Here is a 20,214-nt window from a genome sequence, read left to right as displayed (position 1 = left end):
CCGGCCCGATCCCTGTCTTTCCGTCGCTGTCAGACTTGCCGACGGCGGGTCGAAAGCCGGTCCGCGACGACCCTTGCACACAGCGCCAGCGAGGTTGCGCCCGCGTCGGGATGACCCAGGCTGCGTTCGGCCAGCGGACGCGCGCGGCCCAGCCTTGGGCGCAGCTTCGCAGTGCCCTCGGCGGCAAGGGTTGCGCGGTCCGCCGCCTTCGACCATGCCTGGGCAAGGTCCAGCCCTGCCGTGATGCCGGCGCCCAAAGCCTCGACGAAGGGCACCATGGCGTCGACCAGCGTCTTGTCGCCCGGCCGGGCCCCGCCCAGATCGGTGATCGCCGTCAGCGCGGCCTCGGCGCCCCGGCCCACATCGGCCGCGCGGGCCGCATCCGCATCGCCAAGGGCAGAGCCCCAGGCCCGCAAGGCCACGCCCCACAGCGCCCCCGACGTGCCGCCGGCGCGATCCGCCCAGGCGTCGCCGGCAAGGCCCAGTGTCGTGGCGGCGCCGGCACCGGAAGCCGCGGCGTGGCGCGCGGCGCTGGCCGCGGCCCGCGACCCGCGCGCCATGCCCTGCCCGTGATCGCCGTCGCCGGCCTGCGCGTCGATGCGGCCCAGCATTTCTTCCGCTTCGGCCAGAGACGCGGCCAGCGCCTCGATCAGGTCGGCTATGCAGACGGCCGTGCCCCGCGATGCGGTCCCGCCCTGCGGAATCTCGCGCATAATGTCGGCGACAACCGGCGCCTCGGCACGACGCGGTTCGACCGCGCCCTTGCGAAAGGCCGGGGCGTCGGCCGGGGCGCGCCACAGCCGTTCCAGATCATCGTCCAGCCAGGTGATCGACAGCGAACAGCCGGCCATGTCGAGGCTGGTCACGAATTCGCCGACCTCGGGTTCGACGATGGCCAGCCCTTCTTGCTGCATCAGGCCCGAGAGATGATGCCAGATCACGAACAGTTCTTCGTATTTGGTCGAACCCAGCCCGTTCAGGACGACGGCGACGCGCCCGTCATGCCCGTCCGGGCGTTCGGCCAGCAGCGGCGTCAGCAGCATCCGGGCCAGATCGGCCGCCGCAACCATGGCTTCGGTGCGGGTGCCGGGTTCTCCGTGGATGCCGAGGCCAAGGGCCACGAAACCGTCATCGACGGTGAACAGCGGCCCTGGTTGACCCGGCAGCGTGCAGCCGGCGAAGGCCATGCCGAACGAGACCGTGGCGGCATTCGCGGCCTGTGCCACGGAAACCACGGCGTCGATATCCATGCCTTCCTCCGCGGCCGCCCCCGCGATCTTGAAGACCGGAAGATCGCCCGCCACGCCGCGCCGCTTGTCGCGCTGATCCGCGGGGGCGCTGGCCACGTCGTCGGTGACGGCAAGGATGCGCGCGTCGATGCCCTCGTCCTGCAACCGCCGGGCGGCGGCGCCGAAATTCAGCACATCGCCCGCATAATTCCCAAAGCCCAGGATCACGCCGCCGCCACGATCGGCAGCGCGCGCCACGCCCGCCACGGCGCTGGTCGAGGGCGAGGCGAAGACGTCGCCGGCGACCGCGGCATCGGCAAGGCCGGCGCCCACATATCCCAGAAAGGCCGGGTAATGGCCGGAGCCGCCGCCGATCACCAGCGCCACCTTGCCCTCGGCGCCCGGCGCGGCCCGCACCGCGCCATGCGGCACCGCCGCCACGCGGTCGCGATTGGCCGAACAGAAACCTGCCAGCGCGGTTGCCGCGAAGTCTTCGGGGTCGTCAAAGATCCTTGTCATCGCGGCGCCTCCTCTCGGTCAGAATGTCGCGGATATAATCCCGGTTGCGTGCGCAGATCCAAAGCCCGTCGCCGCCGTAATGTTCGACCAGAAACGGGCTGTCGAAACCCAGATCCAGCGCCATGTTGATTGCCGCCCGCCAGTTGATCGTGCCGCCCAGCAACGGCGCCGGATGGCTCATGGCCCGACCGGTGGCGCTGTCTTCCATGCGGTAGTAGTTCTTGACATGCCAATAGCCCGCGAAGGGGGCGCATCGCGCGATCATCCGGGTCCAGGGCTCGACCGGGCGATGCAGGCGGACCAGATTTCCGATGTCGATGTTCAGCCTCGCGGCCGGATGATCGAGATCGGTCATGAAGCGCGCGGCGCCTTCGCCGGTGCCCAGATAGGTATCCTCATACATCTCCAGCGACAGCTGGATGCCGCTGCGCCCGGCGTGACCCGCCAGCTCGCGCACACGATCCAGCGCCAGCCGGTAGGTTTCGGGATCGGCCGGGTTGCGGGGGCCGGGCTGGGTCCAGAACCATGTCGCGTCCTGCTGCGCCCGTGTCAGCGGGCCGAACAGGCCGATACTGACCCAGCCCGCGCCCAGTTCCGCCGCCGTGTCGATGACGCGGTGGCAATAGGCCAGATTCGCGTCACCGTGATCGGGGTCGATCACGCTGCGGCGCGCGGTCGAGATGGCGGGCACAGCCAGACCAAGACCGCGGCAGATCGCCATGAACTCGGCGCGCATGGGCGCCTCCAGATCGGCAACGCGCAGCCACGAATCCGTCGGATCGACGGCGACGAAGCCTGCGGCCGCGACCTCGGACAGGCTGGCCGCCCAGGCAACGGGGCCCGCCTCCTGCACCGATCGCCCGTCCGGCAGCGTCGCGGGAAACGGGATCATCGCGGCGGCGATGGGCCAGTCCGAAGGTGACCAGCGCGGCCGGCCGGTCTGCAGGATTGCGGAGGTCATTTGATATACTCTGTCAGGGCCAGCGATACCGACGGGACATAGGTGACCAGCAGCAGGACGAAGGCCAGCACGCCGATGAAGGGCAGGTTCGTGCGCGAGGTTTCCCAGATGCCAGACCTGGCGATCGAGCAGGAGGTGATCAGGACCGATGCGACCGGCGGCGTCTGCTGGCCGATGGCAAGGTTCAGCGTCACCATGATGCCGAAATGGACCGGATCGATCCCCACGGCGTTGACCAGCGGCATGACCACGGGCACGACGAGGATGATCGCGGCCGCGCCATGCAAAAACATCCCCAGCACCAGCAGCAGCAGGTTCAGCAGCGCCAGAACGATCAGCGGATTTGTCGTCATCTGCGTGATCTGCGCCGCCAGTTGCTGTGGCACCTGCGCCTGGGTCAGAAACAGCCCCAATGCCGCCGAGGTGGCGACCAGCAGCATGACCACGCCGGTCTGGCTGACCCCTTCCAGCATCGTGCTGCGCAACCTTTTCAGGTCCAGATCGCGATAGATGAAGATGCCGATGATCAGCGCGGCAAGAACGGCCAGTCCGGCCCCCTCGGTCGCCGTCACCACGCCCGAGAAGATGCCGCCCAGAATGATGACCGGCATGGTCAGCGCCCAGAAGGCCTCTTTCAAGCTTTTCCAGACGTGACACGGATCAAAGCCCTCGGCGCGCGGCAGGTCGTAGCGGATCGCCAGGATATAGGTGACCAGCATCAAAAGCCCGCCGCCCAGGATGCCGGGAACGATACCTGCGACGAACAGCTTCAGCACCGAGGTCTCGGCGATGGCGCCGTAAAGGATCATCGGGATCGAGGGCGGAATGATGATTGCCAGCGAGGCCGAGGACGAGGTGATCGCCGCCGCCAGCGTGCGGGAATAGCCGCGTTTCTTCATCTCGGGGATGAGCACGGTGCCGGTCGCCGCCACATCGGCGACAGCCGATCCCGAAATCTCGGCGAAGACCATCGAGACGCCGATATTGACCATGCCCAGCCCGCCGCGCACGAAGCCGATCAGCGCGGTGACGAAGTTGATCAGCCGGACCGAGATGCCCGATGTGTTCATCAGGTTGCCCGCCAGGATGAACAGCGGGATCGCGATCAGCGGAAACGAGGTTGCGCCAGAATACAGCGCGATCGCCATGTCGTAGAAACGGGCGCTGCCCGAGGTCAGGTAGAAGCCGCCGACGGACACGATGCCGATGGCGATCGCGATGGGCACGTTGATCAGGATCAGCAAGATCAGGGCGGCGGTGGTCAGAAGCAGGGTCACGGCCTGTCCTCCTTGCGGGACAGGGCCTCGGCTTCCTTCTCGGCCTCGGCGATGGCATGTTCGATCTCGGCGTGTTCGCGGTCGATGCCGCGTGCCGCATCGCGGATCGCGCGCGGCATCGTCATCAGGGTGCCAAGGATCATCAGCACGGCGGAAATCGGGATGACGGATTGCACGATATCCAGCGTCAGCCATGGCAGGCTGAGCAGCGAATCGAAGGCCGCGACCCTCAGCACCGCATAGCCGTACCATGCGACAAGCGCGAAGAAGGCGACCACCAGCATTTCCGACAGGATGGCCAGCGCCACGGCAGGCCCGCGCGGCAATGCAGCGACCAGCCCTGCAAAGCCCATATGCGACCGCGTGAACACGGCATAGGTGGCGCCGAAATAGGTCAGCCATGCCAGCAGCACGCTTGCGACCTCGTCATACCACGAGGGTGACGAGCCCAGATAGCGCATGGTGGTCGAATAGACGACGGCGACGGCCAGCACGACCAACAGGACAAGGCAGATCGACTCGATCAGCCGGAGCAGGATCTTCTCTGTCTGGACAATCATGGGGTGCTCCTGCGCGAGACGGTCGGCACGACAGCCGCGCGCCGACCGCGAGGCGGTCCTACTTGGCCAGCGCCTGTGCCTTCGAGACCAGATCGGCCCCACCCGGAACCTGCTGAGCGAAAGCATCGTAGATCGGTTGCGAGGCCGCGACGAAAGCGGCCTTGTCGGCGTCGTTCACCTCGACCCCCGCCGCCTTGACCTTCTCGACCAGCGTGCCATCCGCCTTCTCGCCCTCGGCGAGCGACCAATCCTGGACCTCGTCCGCGATTTCGGACACGGCCGTTTTCACGTCGTCGGGCAGGCCCGCCCATGTCTCGGCCCCGCTGGTCAGATAAGTGGGCGAATAGACGTGGTCCGTGAGGCTGAGATATTTCTGCACCTCCTGAAAATTCGCGCCGACGATGTTGGTCAAAGGGTTTTCCTGACCGTCCATCGTTCCGGTCTGCAGGGCGACGAACACCTCGGAGAAGGCCATCGGCGTCGGGTTCGCGCCCCATTCCTTGAACATCGCGACCCGCCATTCCGACGACGGCGTGCGGATCTTCAGTCCCGCAAGATCCTCGGGGGTGTTGATCGGCCGCGTGTTGTTGGTGATCTGGCGAAAACCGTTCTCCCATGTCGAAATCAGGTGCAGGCCTTTCTCGTCAAGCTTCGGCGCCAAATCGGGTTGGATGATCTGGGCGTCGATGGCCCTCAGATGGGCCCGGTCCCGAACCAGGAACGGCATGTCGAACAATGCGAATTCCGGCAAGAAATTGGTCATGATCGACGATACCAGCGTGAACTGCACCGTGCCCAGCCGCAGCTTCTGGACCAGTTCCTTCTCGTCGCCCAGCTGGCCGTCGGCATAGAATTCGACCTTGTCGGCATCACCCAGCCGGGCCTGCAGATCCTCGGCGAACTTCGCCGCGCTGCGACCCTGCAAGCTGTTCGAGGCGGCCCCCACCGCCACGATGTAGGTCTCGGCCGCGACCGGTGCCGCGGCCATCGTCACGGCGCAAACCATCAGGCCGGCGGCGCTTTTCCGAAAGGTTTTCATGTGCTGTCTCCTCCTCCCAGAACATGCAGAACTGCATATTCGATCGATGTATTTTGTATACATGCGCAAGGTATCGACCAGCAATCCTTTTCTTGCTACACTGCGCCATGATCTCATAAGCCTTTGAAATTCAGGAAAAGGTGAAGGTTCCAGGATGACGGCCAACATCGCGATCACAAATCGTTCTCTTCACGATCAGGTCGTCAGTCGGGTGCGGGACCTGATCATCGAGGGCGTTCTGGAGCCCGGCAGCCGAATCGACGAGGCCCGTCTGATCGAGGAACTGGAGGTCTCTCGCACGCCGTTCCGCGAAGCCCTGCGCACACTCGCCGCCGAGGGGCTGGTGATCGTTCGCCCGTCGAAAGGCAGCATCGTGCGCAAGCTGACGCGCGAGGATGTCTTTTCGATGCTGGAGGTGCTGGCGCATCTTGAACGGCTGGCCGGCGAACTGGCCTGTGCGCGGGCCGGCGACGAACAGATCCAGGCGCTTGTGGATCTGCACCAGCGGATGATGGAATGTTACCGCCAGCGCGACCGTCTGCCTTATTACAAGCTGAACCAGGAATTTCACTCGCGGCTGGCCGAACTGTCGAAAAACACGACGCTGCAGGACATGCAGGCCAATATCCAGGCACGGCTGAAGCGCATCCGCTATATCGGCAACCAGAAACCGGAATCATGGGCCGGCGCGGTTGCCGATCACGAAGAGATGGTCGCGGCGTTGAAGGATCGGGACGGCAAGCGGCTTGGCGACGCCATGTCCGACCATCTCGGCCGGACGTGGGAGCGCGTCAAGGACAGCATATAGACCAGATCATTGGACCCGTTATCGCTGCCCCGCCGAAACCTGCGATCCGTTCACGCCGCGTGGACGGACCGAGAGCCGGTCATGGTCCCGGGTTCGAAGATGCGGGTGCCCTAACCCTCGTCGGGCGAAGACAGCAGCCATTCGCGCAGGGTCACGCTGGTCTTTTCCATATGCTCGCGCAGGATCACCGCCAGCCGCCCGCCGTCGCGGGCCTGAAGTGCGTCCAGAATGTCCTCGTGTTCCTTCATGGCCTGATCCCAGCGTTCGCGGGTCATGTTGGCCATGTAGCGTCCGCGTCGCACCCGCGCTGCCAGGGTGCCATACTGCACCGTCAGCGTGGCGTTGCGGGCGGCCGCCAGGATCGTCTCATGGATCTGCTGGTTCAGCTTGAAATAGGCCTCAAGCTCGCGCGCCGTGTAATGGGCGAACATCCGGTCGTGCAGGGCGCGGACCTGCGCGATCTCGTCGTCGGTAATGTGCTTGCAGGCCAGTTCGCCCGCCAGCGCCTCCAGCGCGCCCATGACCGGGAACAATTCGTCCAGTTCCTCGACCGTGATGCGGCTGACCCAGGCGCCGCGATTGGGTTCCAGATTGACCAGCCCGTCGGTCGCCAGCACCTTCAGCGCCTCGCGCAGGGGCGTCCGCGAGACGCCGTAAAGCTCGCATAATTCCTTTTCGGGCACTTTGCGGCCGGGCTGCAACTCGCCCGACACGATCAGCTTTCGCAGCGATTCGGTCAGTTCCTCGTGCAGCGGGCGACGCTTCAACTGGGTCGCGGAAAGGTTCATCGTCAACGCGCCTCCTGGAGCGCAAGTTCGAAAAGCCGGGCGACGTGAATCGCCCTGCGCCCGGTCCCGTCCGCGATCTGGTGGCGGCACGAGGTGCCGTCCGCCACGATGATCGCATCGCCGGGCGCGGCGCGGATGGCGGGAAACAGGCTCAGTTCCCCCATCTGGCGCGAGATCGCCTCGGTTTCCAGTCCATAGCCGAAGGATCCGGCCATGCCGCAGCAGCTGGTCTCGATCAATTGAATATCGGTTTCGGGCAGCAAAGCCAGCGCTTTGTGGATCGCGGGCATGACATCCAACGCCTTCTGATGGCAATGGCCGTGCAGCAGGACCGGAACACCGGGCGGGCGCAGCGGCAGACTCCACCGCCCGGCCTCGTGTTCGGCGGCGACATATTCCTCGAACATCAGCGCGGCGCCGGCGATCTGTGCCGTGTCGTCGCCCGGCAGCATCGCGGGAATTTCGTCGCGCAGCGTCAGCAGGCTGGACGGCTCCAGCCCGACGATGCTGCGCCCGGCACGGATATGGGGCAACAGCGCGTCGATCAGTCGGCGGGCCTCGGTCCGGGCCTCGTCGACCAGTCCGGCCGACAGCAGCGTGCGGCCACATTGCAGCGGCGGTCCGCCATCCAGCGGCCGGGCCACCGTCACGCGCCTGCCGGCCGCGTTCAGAACCCGGACCGCGGCACGCAGGTTCTCGGGCTCGAACCAGCGATTGAACGGATCGGCGAACAGCACGATATCGGCATCCGCCCCTTGCGCCTCGGCATCGCGGAAGGGGCGAGCGGACCAGTGGGGCAGGGCGCGCGCGGCGGAAAAGCCGGTCGGCCGCTGCATCAGCCGCGCCAGCAGCGGCAGGCGGTTGCGCAGGTTCATCAGCCAGTGCAGCCGCGCGGCCACCGGCGCATAGCGCGGCAGATAGGCCACCAGCCGGTCATGCAGCGTCAGACCGTTGCTGCGGGCGCGGGCGGCGAGAACCTCGATCTTCATGCGGGCCATGTCCACGCCGGTCGGGCATTCGCGCTTGCAGCCCTTGCAGGACACGCACAGGGCCAGCGTATCGGCCATCGCGTCCGATGTCAGCGCATCGGGGCCAAGCTGGCCCGAGATCGCCAGCCGCAGCGTGTTGGCCCGACCGCGAGTCACGTCGCGTTCGTGACGGGTGACGCGATAGGACGGACACATCGTCCCGCCCGCCAGCTTGCGGCAGGCGCCGTTGTTGTTGCACATCTCGACCGCGCCCTGAAACCCGCCGCCGGCGCCGGGCCATGCCGACCAGTCGAATTCGGTCTTCAGCGGCGCCACCGTATAGCCGGGCGCAAAGCGGAACAGGCGGCGGTCATCCATCTTCGGCGCATCGACGATCTTGCCGGGATTGAAGCGGCGATCCGGGTCGAACCGGTCCTTGACCTCGCGGAACAGCGTGGTGATTTCGGTCCCGAACATGCGCTCGTGAAATTCCGACCGCACGATCCCGTCGCCATGTTCGCCCGAATGCGACCCCTTGTATTTCGATACCAGCGCAAAGGCTTCCTCGGCGATCGCGCGCATCCGTTTGACATCGGCGTCCAGTTTCAGGTTCAGCACCGGCCGCACATGCAGGCAGCCGACCGAGGCATGGGCATACCACGTTCCCCTGGTGCCGTGGCGTTCGAAGACCGCGCTCAGCTCGCGCGTGTATTCCGCCAGATCGGGCAGTTCGACGGCGCAATCCTCGACGAAGGAGACGGGCTTGCCCTCTTGCTTCATCGACATCATGATGTTCAGCCCGGATTTGCGGACCTCGGCGATCTGGCCCTGAAGGCGCTGGTCGGCGATCGGGACCACGCCGCCCCAGCCCTTGCCCTCGGCGCGCCAGTCAAAGCCCAGATCGGCCATGCGTTCGTCCAGCAGCCGCAGCTTTTCGGCATTGGCGGCGGCGTCGCCTTCGTCGAATTCGACCAGCAGCAGGGCGGCGGGATCGCCCTTGACGAATTGCTCGATGGTGGGACGGAACATCGGGATCTGCCGTGACAGGCCGATCATCGTGTTGTCCACCAGCTCGACCGATAGCGGGTTCAGCGCAACCAGATGCTGGGTGGCGTCCATCGCCTGATAGAAGCTGGGGAAATGGCACACGCCCAGCACGCGCTGGCCAACCAGCGGCCACAACTTCAGTTCGATCCGGGTGAAATAGGCCAGCGTGCCCTCGCTGCCGACCAGCAGGTGGGACAGGTTGACGGGTCGGTTCTTGGGCACCAGTGCATCGATGTTGTAGCCGCCGACCCGCCGGGTCAGTTTCGGAATCCGCGCCTCGATCAGCGCCGCATGGTCGCGACCCATCGCCAGAAGCGGATCCACCAGCGCGTCGGACGGCCCGCCCCTCGGCCCGACCGGCCCGAACTGCGCCAGGGTGCCGTCGGCCATGATCGCCTCGATCGAGATCACGTTGTCGCGCATCGTGCCGTATCGCAGCGACCGCCCGCCGCAGGAATTGTTGGCCGCCATCCCGCCGATCGTGGCGCGCGATGCGGTCGAGACATCGACCGGAAACCACAGCCCGTGCGGTTTCAGCGCCCGGTTCAGATCGTCCAGAACGATGCCCGGTTCCACCACGACGCGGCGGTTCGCGGGATCCAGTTCCAGGATGCGGTTGAAATGCACCGAATTGTCGAGGATCAGCCCCGAATTGATCGTCTGCCCGCATTGCGAGGTGCCGCCGCCGCGTCCGGTGACCGGCACATCGGCATCGCGGGCGACGGCCAGCGCGGCCTCGACATCCGCAAACCCGCGCGGGATCGCCACGCCCTGCGGCATGATCTGGTAGAAGGACGCATCGGTGGAATAGCGGCCGCGCGAAAACGTGTCGAACAGGATTTCGCCCGAAAACTCCCTGCGCAGCGCCTGATCCAGCATGGGCGACCCTTTCGACTTGGTTATTGACTTCGGGCTACCCGAATTGGATACATAATGCAAAATTAAAAAGGCATTTGGAAGCGGCAGGATGCCGCGAAGGGAGAAAACGCATGTCACATCGCGCAGGACGCCATTTTCTGCAGATTCCGGGCCCCAGCCCGGTCCCCGACCGCGTGTTGCGCGCGATTTCCGCCCAGGTGATCGACCATCGCGGCCCCGATTTCGCCGCTGTCGGACAGGCGGCGCTGGAGGGAATGAAATGGGTATTCAAGACCGCACAGGATGTCGTCATCTATCCATGTTCGGGCACCGGCGCATGGGAGGCGGCCCTGGTCAATGTCCTGGCCAAAGGCGACCGGGTGCTGATGTATGAAACCGGTCATTTCGCCGCGATGTGGAAGAAGATGGCCGAAAAACTGGGCCTGCGCCCCGAATTCATCGAGGGCGACTGGCGCGGCGGCGCCGATCCCGAGGCGATCGAGGCGCATCTGCGCAGGGACAAGGCGCACGAGATCAAGGCCGTCTGCGTCGTCCACAACGAGACCTCGACGGGCTCGGTCTCGCCGATCGCGCAGGTGCGGGCGGCCATCGACGCGGCGGGGCATCCGGCGCTGCTGATGGTCGATACGATCTCGGGGCTGGCCTCGATCGATTTCCGCTTTGACGAATGGGGCGTCGACGTGGCGGTGTCGGGTTCGCAGAAGGGGCTGATGCTGCCGCCGGGCATCGCCTTCAACGCGGTCAGCGCCAGGGCGATGGCAGTGTCCGAGACGGGCGGGATGCCACGATCCTACTGGGATTGGCGCGACATGAAGGCCAGCAACGCGACCGGCTATTTCCCCTATACGCCGGCGACGAACATGCTGTTCGGGCTGAACGAGGCGATCTCGATGCTGCGCGACGAAGGGCTGGAAAACGTCTTTGCCCGCCATCAACGGCACGGCGCGGCGACCCGCGCGGCGGTGCGCCACTGGGGGCTGGAGGTGCTGTGCCGCCAGCAGGGGCAGGAAAGCGGTGTGCTGACCGCCGTGATGATGCCCCAGGGCCACAGCGCCGATGCCTTCCGCAAGGTGGCGCTGAAACATTACGACATCTCGCTGGGCAACGGCTTGTCCAGGGTCGCCGACAAGGTGTTCCGGATCGGCCATCTGGGCGATTTCAACGACCTGACGCTGGCGGGAACCCTGACCGGGGTCGAACTGGGCCTGCGCAAGGCCGGGGTGCCCCATCGCGATGGCGGGGTCGAGGCCGCGATGGCGGTTCTGGACGATCTGGCGGCGCCCGGTATCGCCGCCGAATAGCACGCGCGTCCGGGGAGTTCGGGGGCGCCGCCGGGTCCCTGAACCTCGCCGGACCCGCGAACCGGAGGCCGGTATCCACGACAGGATCCGCCCTCCGGCTGTGCCGTTTTCCGGTTCCGGTCAGACGAAATCGAAGCTGTCATCCTCGATCCGGGCCATGTCGATTCCCGCGATCTCGAAACCCAGCTTGCCCGTCGCCGACAGGACCACCTCGTCAAAGGCGGCCGCTGCCTCGTAATCGATCCGGTCGGCCGGCTTCAGCAGGATTTCGTCGACCGCCGCACCGTCGTCGTAGAAGGCAAGCCGTATCTGGCCCCTGCCGCCGAAACCCGTCAGATCCAGCGCGATTCCGGTCGCGTCGGTCAGGCGGCCGCCGTCATCCATGCTGACACGCAGCGCCTCGGGTCCGTCGATGCGGTGGGCCTCGGATTTCCAGATCCGATCCGACAGCGGCGCATAGATGCCCAGCCCCTCGCCGGCGAAAGTCAGCAGGCCGAACCTGGTTCCCTCGGCCGAGATGGAGATGTCCGAACCCTTGATGTCGAGGCCGCGGGCGATGGGTGGCACGACCTGGCGGGCGACGGTTTCGCCGTCCTCGGAATAGGAGATTCGATCGAAGAACCGCCAGCCGCCGCCGAAATCGACGCCCGTGACGACGGTCCGGACGGGCTTGTCCAGCGTCACGCCGACCAGGATCGGCTCGTGATCGGATACCGCGAAGGGATCGGCATTGTAGAAGCCGGCGTTGTTGAAGGCCGAGGAATAGGAAAAGAGATCGGGCTCGTCGGCGTTGATATGCCATTCGGCGACGCCGGTGACATTGTCCAGCAACCCCTGCGAGGCCAGCCCGTAATCCAGCGTGCCGCGCTGGCCGTCGAAGACGTAGGAATAAGCCTCCTGGCCCAGATATGCGCCGGCGAGATCGGTCAGACCGGCCTGTTTCAGCGCCTGAACCGGGTCTTCCATGGCGTAGGAATTCAGATCACCCAGCAGCAGCACGTTTTCGATGCTGCCGGCGCCGGTCGGATCGGTGGCGATCCAGCGCGTCAGCTCTGCCGCGGCCTCTTGGCGAACGCCGTTCCAGAAGCCCTGGCCGTCGCCCTGATCGAAATTCGGATCGTTGCGCAGTGCCTCGATCAGCGCGGGATCGACATCGGCCGCCATCGCCGCGTCCAGCAGGCTGTCGAGACCGCTGGCGCCCTTGGATTTGAGGTGGTTCGCGACCACCGTGATCCCGCCGCCATCCGCGGCCTCGAAACTGGCGGCCATCGAGGGGCGGTTGCGGTCGAAATCGCCGACGAAATCGCCGGTGCTTTCCTGGATCTGGCGGACGATATCCCACGTCGTCGCGGCGGTGGATTCGGTGTAATCCAGCACGGCCGAGCCTTTCAGCGCAACCTGATCGGCACGATAGATGATGCCGGTGGTGATCGCATCGGTGCCCACGAAGCCGGTGCCGGGATCGACGAAGGCCCAGACATCCGCGCCCTCGGCCCGGTTCAGCGCATCGACCAGCGTGGCGATGGCGCTGTCCTCGCCAAAGCCGTTATTCTCGATCTCCTGAAGGGCCAGGACCTCGGCATCCATCCGGGTGATCGCGGCGACCAGCTTGTCGGTCTGGCGGACCAGATCCTCGGCCGTGGTCGCACCGCGGGGGTCCAGGTCGCCGTTCGGCCCGGTGCCCGCGCCTGCCACATCCAGCGTGGTGAAATAGTTCAGCACGTTGAAGCTGGCCATCTGAAGGTCGCCGCCGACATCGGGCCGCTCGGCCGGGCGCTGACCCGTGTCCGCGATCACCTGCAGCGGCGCATCCACCTGGATGCGATAGCCGCCGTAGCGTTCATCCATGATCCCGGTGACATCGGGCAACTGGCTGCCCAGTCGCAGCGTCGGCCCCTCTGCGGTCAGCGGATCGGCCGCCGTCAGCGGCGTGCCGTCGCCGGAATCGATCATCGTGATCGTGTCGCGGTTCTGCGCGGTCGAGCTGTCGTCGATGGTCAGGCGCCCGGCGGCGTTTGCGCGGGCCAGCGCCTCGATCTCGGCGGCCTGGGTCTGGGCGTCGTAGATCTGCGTCGGCTGGACCAGATTGCCCTCGGCCACCTGGATCTCGCCAAAGCGGTCGAGATTGAAGTTCGTGACCACCGTCAGCGGATCCTCCGAGCCGGTGACAAGCTGGACCCGCATCCCCTCATAGGCCTCGAAACCGGCGCTCATCCCCAGCGTGATCAGGGTGACGGCGGGCAGCGGAACGCCGGTTTGCAGCACCGCGAGGTCGCGGACATTGCTCAGTTCGGTCAGGCCCGAGAATTCCGACACATCCGCCGTCAGCCGAAGCTGCTGACCCACCGCGACCGGCTGGCCGGAATAGACATAGATTCCCTCCGAGGTCGCGGCGTCGCCGTCGCTGTCGCCGTCTTCCTCTTGCAGATAATAGCCGACCTGCGCGCCGGCGGCGTTGGTGATGATACCGGTCACGACCGCCTCGACGGTGACCTCCGCGCCGGGCATTCCGGTGGCTGCACCGCTGCCCTGAATGGCTGAAATCCGCGTGATCGTGGTGTCGTCGTCTTCGACCGCGACGCTCAGATCCGCGATCGTCAGCCCGTCATAGGCCGGATCGGCGCTGGCGACGGTGAAACCCAACGCCCCGGAATGGGTCGCGGCCTCGTCGATGGTGTCGTCGACGGCGCGCACGATCACCTCGACCGGGTCGGTGCCGCCGAGGATCGCGGTTGCGGAGGCGCCGAAGGTCCTGCCGTCCAGGCTGATCTCGCCTTGCCCGTCCGCTGCCTCGATGGTGACCTCGACCGGCGCCGCGGGCATGGTCGCCAGTTCCAGCGTGAAGCTGTCGGTGGTGGGTCCGGCTTCGGATACCGACAGCCCATCGCCCGCCCGCGCGATCACGGCCGGGCCGGCATTGCCGCCCGAGGTGCCGATGACGCGGAAATCGTCCACCGCGAAATCCTCGTCGCCCGCGTCCAGGCTGGCGGTGAAGCGCAGGTCCATGACGCTGCCGGTGCCGGCGATGGCGGCGGTGAATTGCTGGAAGGCGTCGGCCAGCACGGCGCCGTCGCCGCTGCCGTCCAGATCGGTGTCCTGCCGGAAATTGCCGTTGAAGCTGCCCGAGGTGAAGTCCGAGCCGACGAAAGCCAGCAAAGTCTGCCACGCTCCGCCGTCGATGCGCGCCTGCACCATCAGCAGATCGCCCGCGTCGATATCGCCCGGAGTGTCGAAGAACTCCGCGAATCTGCCCTGGAAGGTCAGATCCGACAGGCCGGAAATGTCGATGCCGGACCATTCCGCGGTGATCGGCAGCACAGCCCCTTCGCCGTCCAGATCCATCCCGGTCAGGTGGCTGCCATCGGCCCCGGCATAGGTCTTCAGCGCCGAAGGCGTCGGGTCCGTGCCGAAATCGGCGACGGTTCCGGCAATGCCGAAGTAATCGCCCAAGCCATCCGAAAAGAACGGCGCCGAGGTGGAAAAGCCCGCGCCGCTGTCAAAGGTCTCGTTCAGCGCGACCACTTGGGCCGCGGCGGCCGCGTCGCCGAAAGCACCGGCGAATTCCGCCGCCAGCGCCGCGTCGCGGCTGCCGATAGGGTCGGCGTCGAAATCTTTTTCGTGAGGTATGGTGGCCATGCGTCTTTTCCCTGTCAGCCCATCGGTTGCCCGCGCAGGCCGAACGCTAGCAGTTCTGTGCAACCGTCTCGTGACGCGGCAGGCCGGCAGCCCGATCTCCGCGGCCGGTCCGGCCATGCGCGAGAGACCGAGCTTATGGCTCGCCGTGCGGATGGCAACATCTTTCGCATCCCAACCAGCGGTTGTCCGCGCCCCCGCCCCGGGGCGCCATCGGCCCGCCGCGGGATTGTGCAGGAATGTCGAACACAGAGCGCGACCGATCGGGCCTAATTCCGCGGACGGGAGAGGCCTATCTGATCTGGCAGAGGACGCGGAAGATGCCGCGCCAATCGAAAGGACATGACCATGAAAAAATTCTTTGTTGCATTGATCGCCGCCACCCTGGCAACCGGCGCCGCACAGGCCGCCAATATCGGTCAGAACGAACGTCCGGGCTCGGCCGCCAGCCCCGCCCAGGCCGTCCAGACCGCCGAGGTCAAGGCCGACGAGGTGCTGTCGTCGCGCGAACTCAGCCATCGCGGGATTCCCGACGACACGATCCTGACCGTCACCAGCTTCCCCACTTCGGACGCAGCGCCGGTCGGCAACAGCGACCGCTGATCGCCGTTTCAGACGGATCCAGGGCCGCCCTTGCCGATGCAGGGGCGGCTTTCTACATGTCTGCCTCGACCATGTGGCAATCGGGGGCAGAACAAGATCATGGACATCGCCATCCTGCGCACATTCGTCGCGATCATCGACGAGGGCAGCTTTGCCGCCGCGGCGCGGCGGATGTCGATCTCCAAAAGCCTGTGCAGCAAGCATGTCTCTGATCTGGAGGCGGATCTGGGCGCGCGGCTGCTGCACCGGACCACGCGATCGGTGACGCCGACCGCCGCCGGTCAGTGCTATGCCAACCGCGTCCGCGACGTTCTGGCCCGGCTCGACGAGGCCAGCGAGGCCGTGCGCGCCCTGTCGGATCATCCCGTCGGTCCGCTGAAGATCGGCTCTCCCATCGTGTATACGCTGAACGTGTTGCGGCCGCATCTGCTGCGCTTCATCGAGAGCAATCCCCATGTGCAACTGGAGGTGATGCTGGACGACGGCCGGTCCGACATCATCGCGGGCGGATTCGATGCGGTCATCCGGATCGGCCATCTTCCGGATTCCGCCCTGACCGCGCGCAAGCTTCACGAGGCCAGGATCGTGATGGTCGCGTCGCCAGGCTATGTCGCCGAACATGGCGCGCCCGAGGTTCCGGCAGATCTGACCCGGCACCGCTGCCTGCACTACTCGAACCTGCCCGGCAGCGGCACCTGGCCGCTGCAACAGGGCAAGGTCCTGATCCACCAGCGGGTCCGGATCGCCTTTGCTTCCAACAACAGCGAATTGCTGCGAATGATGGCGATCGAGGGGCGGGGAATCGCGTTGCTGCCGCTGTTCGCACTTGGCGACGAACTGGAAACCGGGGCGCTGGTGCCGCTGATGCCTGATCATGCCCTGCCCGATGTTCCCGTTTCGCTGGTCTATCCTTCGCGCCGGTTGCTGACCGCTGCGATGCGCAGCTTCCTGGATTTCACCGCGTCGCTGCGGCTGGTCTAGCGGCAAGCGCGGGTCCGGCCGTCTTCGGTCGCATGGCGCCGCGGTTCCGGCCGCTGATCCCGTGGGCACGATACCGGCGTGGTGCCGGCACGACCCGAACCGGTCCGCCGCTATCCTGCGGTCGGGATCAATCCGTCCGAAACTGCGCCAGGCCATCCGGCGTTGATTGCGTATGCCGCGCGAAACGGCGACACTTGCTGCCGGACGGGCCGTTCGCCGCGTTTCGGCGCCGACCGGCCGGTCCGAAGGAAAGGTTTCGTGCAGATGGATTCGTTCATCGTCTTCTTCCGGCTTGCCGGCGCGGTCGCCTTGCTGCTGTTCGCGCTGCGGCTGGTGGGCAAGGGGATGACCGACGCCTTCGGCGTGCGGCTGAAGATGGTGCTGGGACTGGGCACGCGCACCGGCCCGCGCGCCTTCTTCTCTGGCCTCGTCGCCACGCTGGCGCTGCAATCCTCGACGGCGACCGCGCTGATGACCGCATCCTTCGTCGAACGCGATCTGGTGCGCGGACGCATGGCGCAGATCGCCCTTCTGGGCGCGAATGTCGGCACCGCCCTGACTGCCTGGATCGTGGCCACGGGGATCGAGGCCCTGTCGCCGCTGCTGTTGCTGATCGGCTATGTGATGCGGCGGCAGAGATTGCCGGCCATTTCGGGCACGGGTCTTGCACTGATCGGCGTCGGGCTGATGCTGTTGTCGCTGACGCTGCTGAACAATGCGACCTCACCGCTGCGCGATTCTCCGACGATGGGCGCCTTCCTGACGATGCTGGACGGTGCCTGGCCCGTGGCCGTGGTCATCGCGGCGGCTCTTGCGGCGGTCTGCGCCTCGTCGCTGGCGGCGATCATGCTGATCCTGACACTGGGGCTGTCGCCCGGCCTGACCGTCGCGATGGTGCTGGGGGCCAATCTGGGCGGCGCGATCCCGCCGGTACTGGCGACGCTGGCATCGCGGACAGCCGCCCGGCGCGTGACCGCCGGAAACCTTGTCGTGCGCGCCCTGGGCTGCGTGGCGATCCTGCCCTTCGCGGGTCCGGTCGGCAGGGCGCTGGAACGCCTGCCGCTGCCGCAGACCGGCCTTGCGGTCGAGGCGCATCTGCTGCTGAATATCGCCCTGGCGGCGGTGATCTGGCCGTTCAGCGGCCTGATCTGGTCCGCCGTCAGCCGTCTGCTGCCGGACAAGCCGGACGAGGACGCCGACCGCACGCGATGGCTGACCGAGGCCGCGCTGGAAACCCCGGCGCTGGCGCTGGCGGGCGCCAGCCGCGAGGCCCTGGCGATCGGCGACATTGTCCAGCGGATGCTGGTCCAGACACATAACGCCTTTTCGACCAGCGACACGGCACCGCTGGCCGAGGTCAAGGCGCTGGACGATCGCGTCGATCGCCGGCAGCAGGAGGTCAAGACCTATCTCAGCCGCCTGGGGCAAAACGCGACCGAACAAGAGCGGCGTCGATCGCTCAACATCATCGATTACGTGGTCAACCTCGAACATGTCGGCGACATCATCGACCGGAATCTCGCGGCGGAATTGCGCAAACGCTCCGGTCTTGGCCTGCGATTCTCCGATGCGGGCTACAAGGAACTGGAATCGCTGTTCCTTCTGACACTGGAAAATCTTTCTACCGCGCAGACCGTCTTCATGACCGGCGATCGCGCGCTGGCGCGGCAATTGATGGAGGTCAAGGTCGATATCCGCAACATGGAGCGGCAATCGGCGCAGCGGCATCTGATCCGCCTGCGTGAGGGCCACGAGCAGAGCCGGCAGACCTCGTCGCTGCATCTGGACATCCTGCGCGACCTCAAGCGGATCAACGCCCATCTCGTCGCCGTGGCCCATCCGATCCTCGACGAAGAGGGCCTGCTGATCGACAGCCGACTCAAGACCGGCTGAGGCGGTGCGACAAGCTTGATCTGGCCCGCAAAGCCCCCTAGGCAGCCCGCGACAACCGGAAAGGCACGGCATGGCCGACAAGGATTTCGAAGCGCGCCACCTCGAGACACTGGACCGCGATCTGGGCCGGTTCTCGAATCTGGAACTGGCCACGGCCTATGTCGCGCGCCCGCTTGTCGGGCCCGGTATCGCGCTGGTCTTCATCATGCTGGCCGGACTGGCCGCAGCACTGTTTCTGGGCCAGTCCAGTCAGGGCCTGATCGTGGTGCTGGCGGCGGTCTTCGGCGCCTATATGGCGCTGAATATCGGGGCCAACGACGTCGCAAACAACATGGGCCCCGCGGTCGGTGCCAATGCCCTGACCATGGGCGGCGCGATCATCATCGCCGCCATTTTCGAAAGCGCCGGCGCGCTGATCGCGGGCGGCGATGTCGTTTCGACCATCGCAAAGGGCATCATCGCCCCCGAGGTGCTGGGCGATACCACGATCTTCATCTGGGCCATGATGGCGGCGCTGCTGTCCTCGGCGCTCTGGGTGAACCTGGCCACCTGGATCGGCGCGCCGGTCTCGACCACGCATTCCGTCGTCGGCGGCGTCATGGGCGCGGGCATCGCCGCCGCCGGTTTTGCCGCCGTAAACTGGATGCTGGTCGGCACGATTGCGGCAAGCTGGGTCATCTCGCCCTTGCTGGGCGGGCTGATCGCGGCCGCGTTCCTGTGGTTCATCGAGGCCCGGATCATCCATCAGCCCGACAAGGTTGCGGCCGCACGCCGCTGGGTGCCCGGCCTTGTCGGCATCATGGCCGGCACCTTTGCCGCCTACCTGGCGCTGAAAGGGCTGAAACATCTGTTCGACGTGTCGCTGGGTCTTTCGATCGTGATCGGGCTGGCCATCGGGATCGTGACCTGGCTGGCGATGATCCCGGTGATCGCCCGCCAGTCGCGGGGCCTCGAGAACCGCAACAAGTCGCTGAAGGTCCTGTTCGCGATCCCGCTGGTCGTCTCGGCCGCGCTGCTCAGTTTCGCGCATGGAGCCAATGACGTGGCCAATGCCGTCGGTCCCTTGGCCGCGATCGTGCAGACCGTCGCCTCGGGCAGCGTCGGGCAGTCGTTCACCATTCCCATCTGGGTCATGCTGATCGGCGCCTTCGGAATCAGCTTCGGGCTGTTCCTGTTCGGCCCCAAACTGATCCGCATGGTGGGCAGCGAGATCACCAGGCTGAATCCGATGCGGGCCTATTGCGTGGCGCTGTCGGCCGCGATTACCGTCATCATCGCCAGCTGGCTGGGTCTGCCGGTCAGTTCGACCCATATCGCGGTGGGCGCGGTCTTCGGCGTGGGCTTCTTTCGCGAATGGGATGCGGAACGCCGCGCCCGGATCGCACGGCTGGCCGTGGACGCGCCGCTGGTCAACCCCGAGGAACGGCGTCGTCGCAAGCTGGTTCGCCGGGCGCATGTTCTGACCATCGGTGCCGCCTGGGTGGTGACGGTTCCCGCCGCGGCCCTGCTGTCGGCGATCATCTTCTACGTGATGCGCACCATCAACGGCTGATATGTTGGCGGTGCCCGCGACATTCTTCGCGGTCGCCGCCGAAACCGATCAGCGCCCGCGTCATGTCCGCGGGCGCCGAAATTGCCGAAGGCCGGAAAAGGTCGCTGATGCGTTTTCCCGTGCGTGATCCGGAACCCTAGTTGGATTTCTGATCCGTCGCGCCGCCATTCATGCCG

14 protein-coding genes are annotated in these 20,214 nt (G+C 66.2%); 6 read left to right on the top strand and 8 right to left on the bottom strand.

The genetic code is table 11. From position 1 onward, the window contains the following. Positions 1-29: 29 nt before the first annotated feature. From B4A72_RS12295 to B4A72_RS12275, 5 genes are read right to left on the bottom strand one after another with little or no spacing between them, the layout of a single operon-like run. A complete protein-coding gene (locus B4A72_RS12295; RefSeq protein WP_292956551.1) occupies positions 30-1,748 on the bottom strand; it encodes a dihydroxyacetone kinase family protein in 1,719 nt (572 codons plus the stop codon). Next, positions 1,732-2,709, bottom strand: a complete 978-nt coding sequence (locus B4A72_RS12290) for a sugar phosphate isomerase/epimerase family protein (RefSeq protein ID WP_292978714.1) — start codon at positions 2,707-2,709, stop codon at positions 1,732-1,734. The genes B4A72_RS12295 and B4A72_RS12290 overlap by 17 nt, the downstream gene beginning before the upstream one ends. Further along, positions 2,706-3,986 carry a TRAP transporter large permease gene (locus tag B4A72_RS12285; RefSeq protein ID WP_292956557.1) on the bottom strand — a complete coding sequence of 427 codons (1,281 nt, stop codon included), beginning with the start codon at positions 3,984-3,986 and terminating at the stop codon, positions 2,706-2,708. Before B4A72_RS12285 ends, B4A72_RS12290 begins: the two co-directional genes overlap by 4 nt. Beyond that, positions 3,983-4,546, bottom strand: a complete 564-nt coding sequence (locus tag B4A72_RS12280; protein WP_292956560.1) for a TRAP transporter small permease — start codon at positions 4,544-4,546, stop codon at positions 3,983-3,985. Before B4A72_RS12280 ends, B4A72_RS12285 begins: the two co-directional genes overlap by 4 nt. Positions 4,547-4,604: 58 nt before the next feature. Beyond that, positions 4,605-5,585 carry a TRAP transporter substrate-binding protein gene (locus B4A72_RS12275; protein ID WP_292956563.1) on the bottom strand — a complete coding sequence of 327 codons (981 nt, stop codon included), beginning with the start codon at positions 5,583-5,585 and terminating at the stop codon, positions 4,605-4,607. Positions 5,586-5,739: 154 nt separating this feature from the next. On the opposite strand from B4A72_RS12275, the gene B4A72_RS12270 reads away from it, so the two are divergent. Then, a complete protein-coding gene (locus B4A72_RS12270) occupies positions 5,740-6,393 on the top strand; it encodes a GntR family transcriptional regulator (protein ID WP_292956566.1) in 654 nt (217 codons plus the stop codon). 110 nt (positions 6,394-6,503) lie between these two features. Here B4A72_RS12270 and B4A72_RS12265 read toward each other — a convergent pair whose 3' ends face one another. Both B4A72_RS12265 and B4A72_RS12260 read right to left on the bottom strand, forming a co-directional pair. After that, the gene (locus B4A72_RS12265; protein ID WP_292956569.1) at positions 6,504-7,181 is read right to left on the bottom strand and encodes a GntR family transcriptional regulator; all 678 of its coding nucleotides are present in this window, start codon (positions 7,179-7,181) and stop codon (positions 6,504-6,506) included. 2 nt (positions 7,182-7,183) lie between these two features. After that, entirely contained in the window at positions 7,184-10,075 is a 2,892-nt protein-coding gene (locus B4A72_RS12260; RefSeq protein ID WP_292978712.1) for an FAD-binding and (Fe-S)-binding domain-containing protein, read from the bottom strand. A 110-nt stretch (positions 10,076-10,185) separates the two neighbouring features. On the opposite strand from B4A72_RS12260, the gene B4A72_RS12255 reads away from it, so the two are divergent. Then, positions 10,186-11,376, top strand: coding sequence for a pyridoxal-phosphate-dependent aminotransferase family protein (locus tag B4A72_RS12255; RefSeq protein WP_292956575.1), 1,191 nt, complete (start codon positions 10,186-10,188; stop codon positions 11,374-11,376). A 120-nt stretch (positions 11,377-11,496) separates the two neighbouring features. On the opposite strand, the gene B4A72_RS12250 is transcribed toward B4A72_RS12255, so the two are convergent. Then, positions 11,497-15,012: an ExeM/NucH family extracellular endonuclease gene (locus tag B4A72_RS12250; protein WP_292978710.1), complete on the bottom strand. Its 3,516-nt coding sequence runs from the start codon at positions 15,010-15,012 to the stop codon at positions 11,497-11,499. Between the two features lie 345 nt (positions 15,013-15,357). Here B4A72_RS12250 and B4A72_RS12245 point away from each other — a divergent pair, with 345 nt between their 5' ends. The 4 genes from B4A72_RS12245 to B4A72_RS12230 all read left to right on the top strand — a co-directional run bounded on the left by B4A72_RS12245 (position 15,358) and on the right by B4A72_RS12230 (position 20,038). After that, positions 15,358-15,612 carry a hypothetical protein gene (locus tag B4A72_RS12245; RefSeq protein WP_292956581.1) on the top strand — a complete coding sequence of 85 codons (255 nt, stop codon included), beginning with the start codon at positions 15,358-15,360 and terminating at the stop codon, positions 15,610-15,612. Positions 15,613-15,711: 99 nt separating this feature from the next. After that, entirely contained in the window at positions 15,712-16,593 is an 882-nt protein-coding gene (locus tag B4A72_RS12240) for a LysR family transcriptional regulator (RefSeq protein ID WP_292956584.1), read from the top strand. A 264-nt stretch (positions 16,594-16,857) separates the two neighbouring features. After that, entirely contained in the window at positions 16,858-18,486 is a 1,629-nt protein-coding gene (locus B4A72_RS12235) for a Na/Pi cotransporter family protein (RefSeq protein WP_292956801.1), read from the top strand. 70 nt (positions 18,487-18,556) lie between these two features. Next, positions 18,557-20,038, top strand: a complete 1,482-nt coding sequence (locus tag B4A72_RS12230) for an inorganic phosphate transporter (RefSeq protein ID WP_292956587.1) — start codon at positions 18,557-18,559, stop codon at positions 20,036-20,038. The last annotated feature ends 176 nt before the right edge of the window (positions 20,039-20,214 follow it).

Origin of the sequence: Paracoccus sp. UBA5162 (genome assembly GCF_002413585.1) — a bacterium.
Classification (GTDB): domain Bacteria; phylum Pseudomonadota; class Alphaproteobacteria; order Rhodobacterales; family Rhodobacteraceae; genus Paracoccus.
Note: the sequence above shows the minus strand (reverse complement) of the source record. Positions and strands in the feature narration are given on the sequence as shown.

Coding starts and splice junctions, on each gene's coding strand:
- B4A72_RS12295 (WP_292956551.1), bottom strand. CDS start 1,748: ATGACAAGGATCTTTGACGACCCCGAAGACTTCGCGGCAACCGCGCTG.
- B4A72_RS12290 (WP_292978714.1), bottom strand. CDS start 2,709: ATGACCTCCGCAATCCTGCAGACCGGCCGGCCGCGCTGGTCACCTTCG.
- B4A72_RS12280 (WP_292956560.1), bottom strand. CDS start 4,546: ATGATTGTCCAGACAGAGAAGATCCTGCTCCGGCTGATCGAGTCGATC.
- B4A72_RS12275 (WP_292956563.1), bottom strand. CDS start 5,585: ATGAAAACCTTTCGGAAAAGCGCCGCCGGCCTGATGGTTTGCGCCGTG.
- B4A72_RS12270 (WP_292956566.1), top strand. CDS start 5,740: ATGACGGCCAACATCGCGATCACAAATCGTTCTCTTCACGATCAGGTC.
- B4A72_RS12265 (WP_292956569.1), bottom strand. CDS start 7,181: ATGAACCTTTCCGCGACCCAGTTGAAGCGTCGCCCGCTGCACGAGGAA.
- B4A72_RS12260 (WP_292978712.1), bottom strand. CDS start 10,075: ATGCTGGATCAGGCGCTGCGCAGGGAGTTTTCGGGCGAAATCCTGTTC.
- B4A72_RS12255 (WP_292956575.1), top strand. CDS start 10,186: ATGTCACATCGCGCAGGACGCCATTTTCTGCAGATTCCGGGCCCCAGC.
- B4A72_RS12250 (WP_292978710.1), bottom strand. CDS start 15,012: ATGGCCACCATACCTCACGAAAAAGATTTCGACGCCGACCCTATCGGC.
- B4A72_RS12245 (WP_292956581.1), top strand. CDS start 15,358: ATGAAAAAATTCTTTGTTGCATTGATCGCCGCCACCCTGGCAACCGGC.
- B4A72_RS12240 (WP_292956584.1), top strand. CDS start 15,712: ATGGACATCGCCATCCTGCGCACATTCGTCGCGATCATCGACGAGGGC.
- B4A72_RS12235 (WP_292956801.1), top strand. CDS start 16,858: ATGGATTCGTTCATCGTCTTCTTCCGGCTTGCCGGCGCGGTCGCCTTG.
- B4A72_RS12230 (WP_292956587.1), top strand. CDS start 18,557: ATGGCCGACAAGGATTTCGAAGCGCGCCACCTCGAGACACTGGACCGC.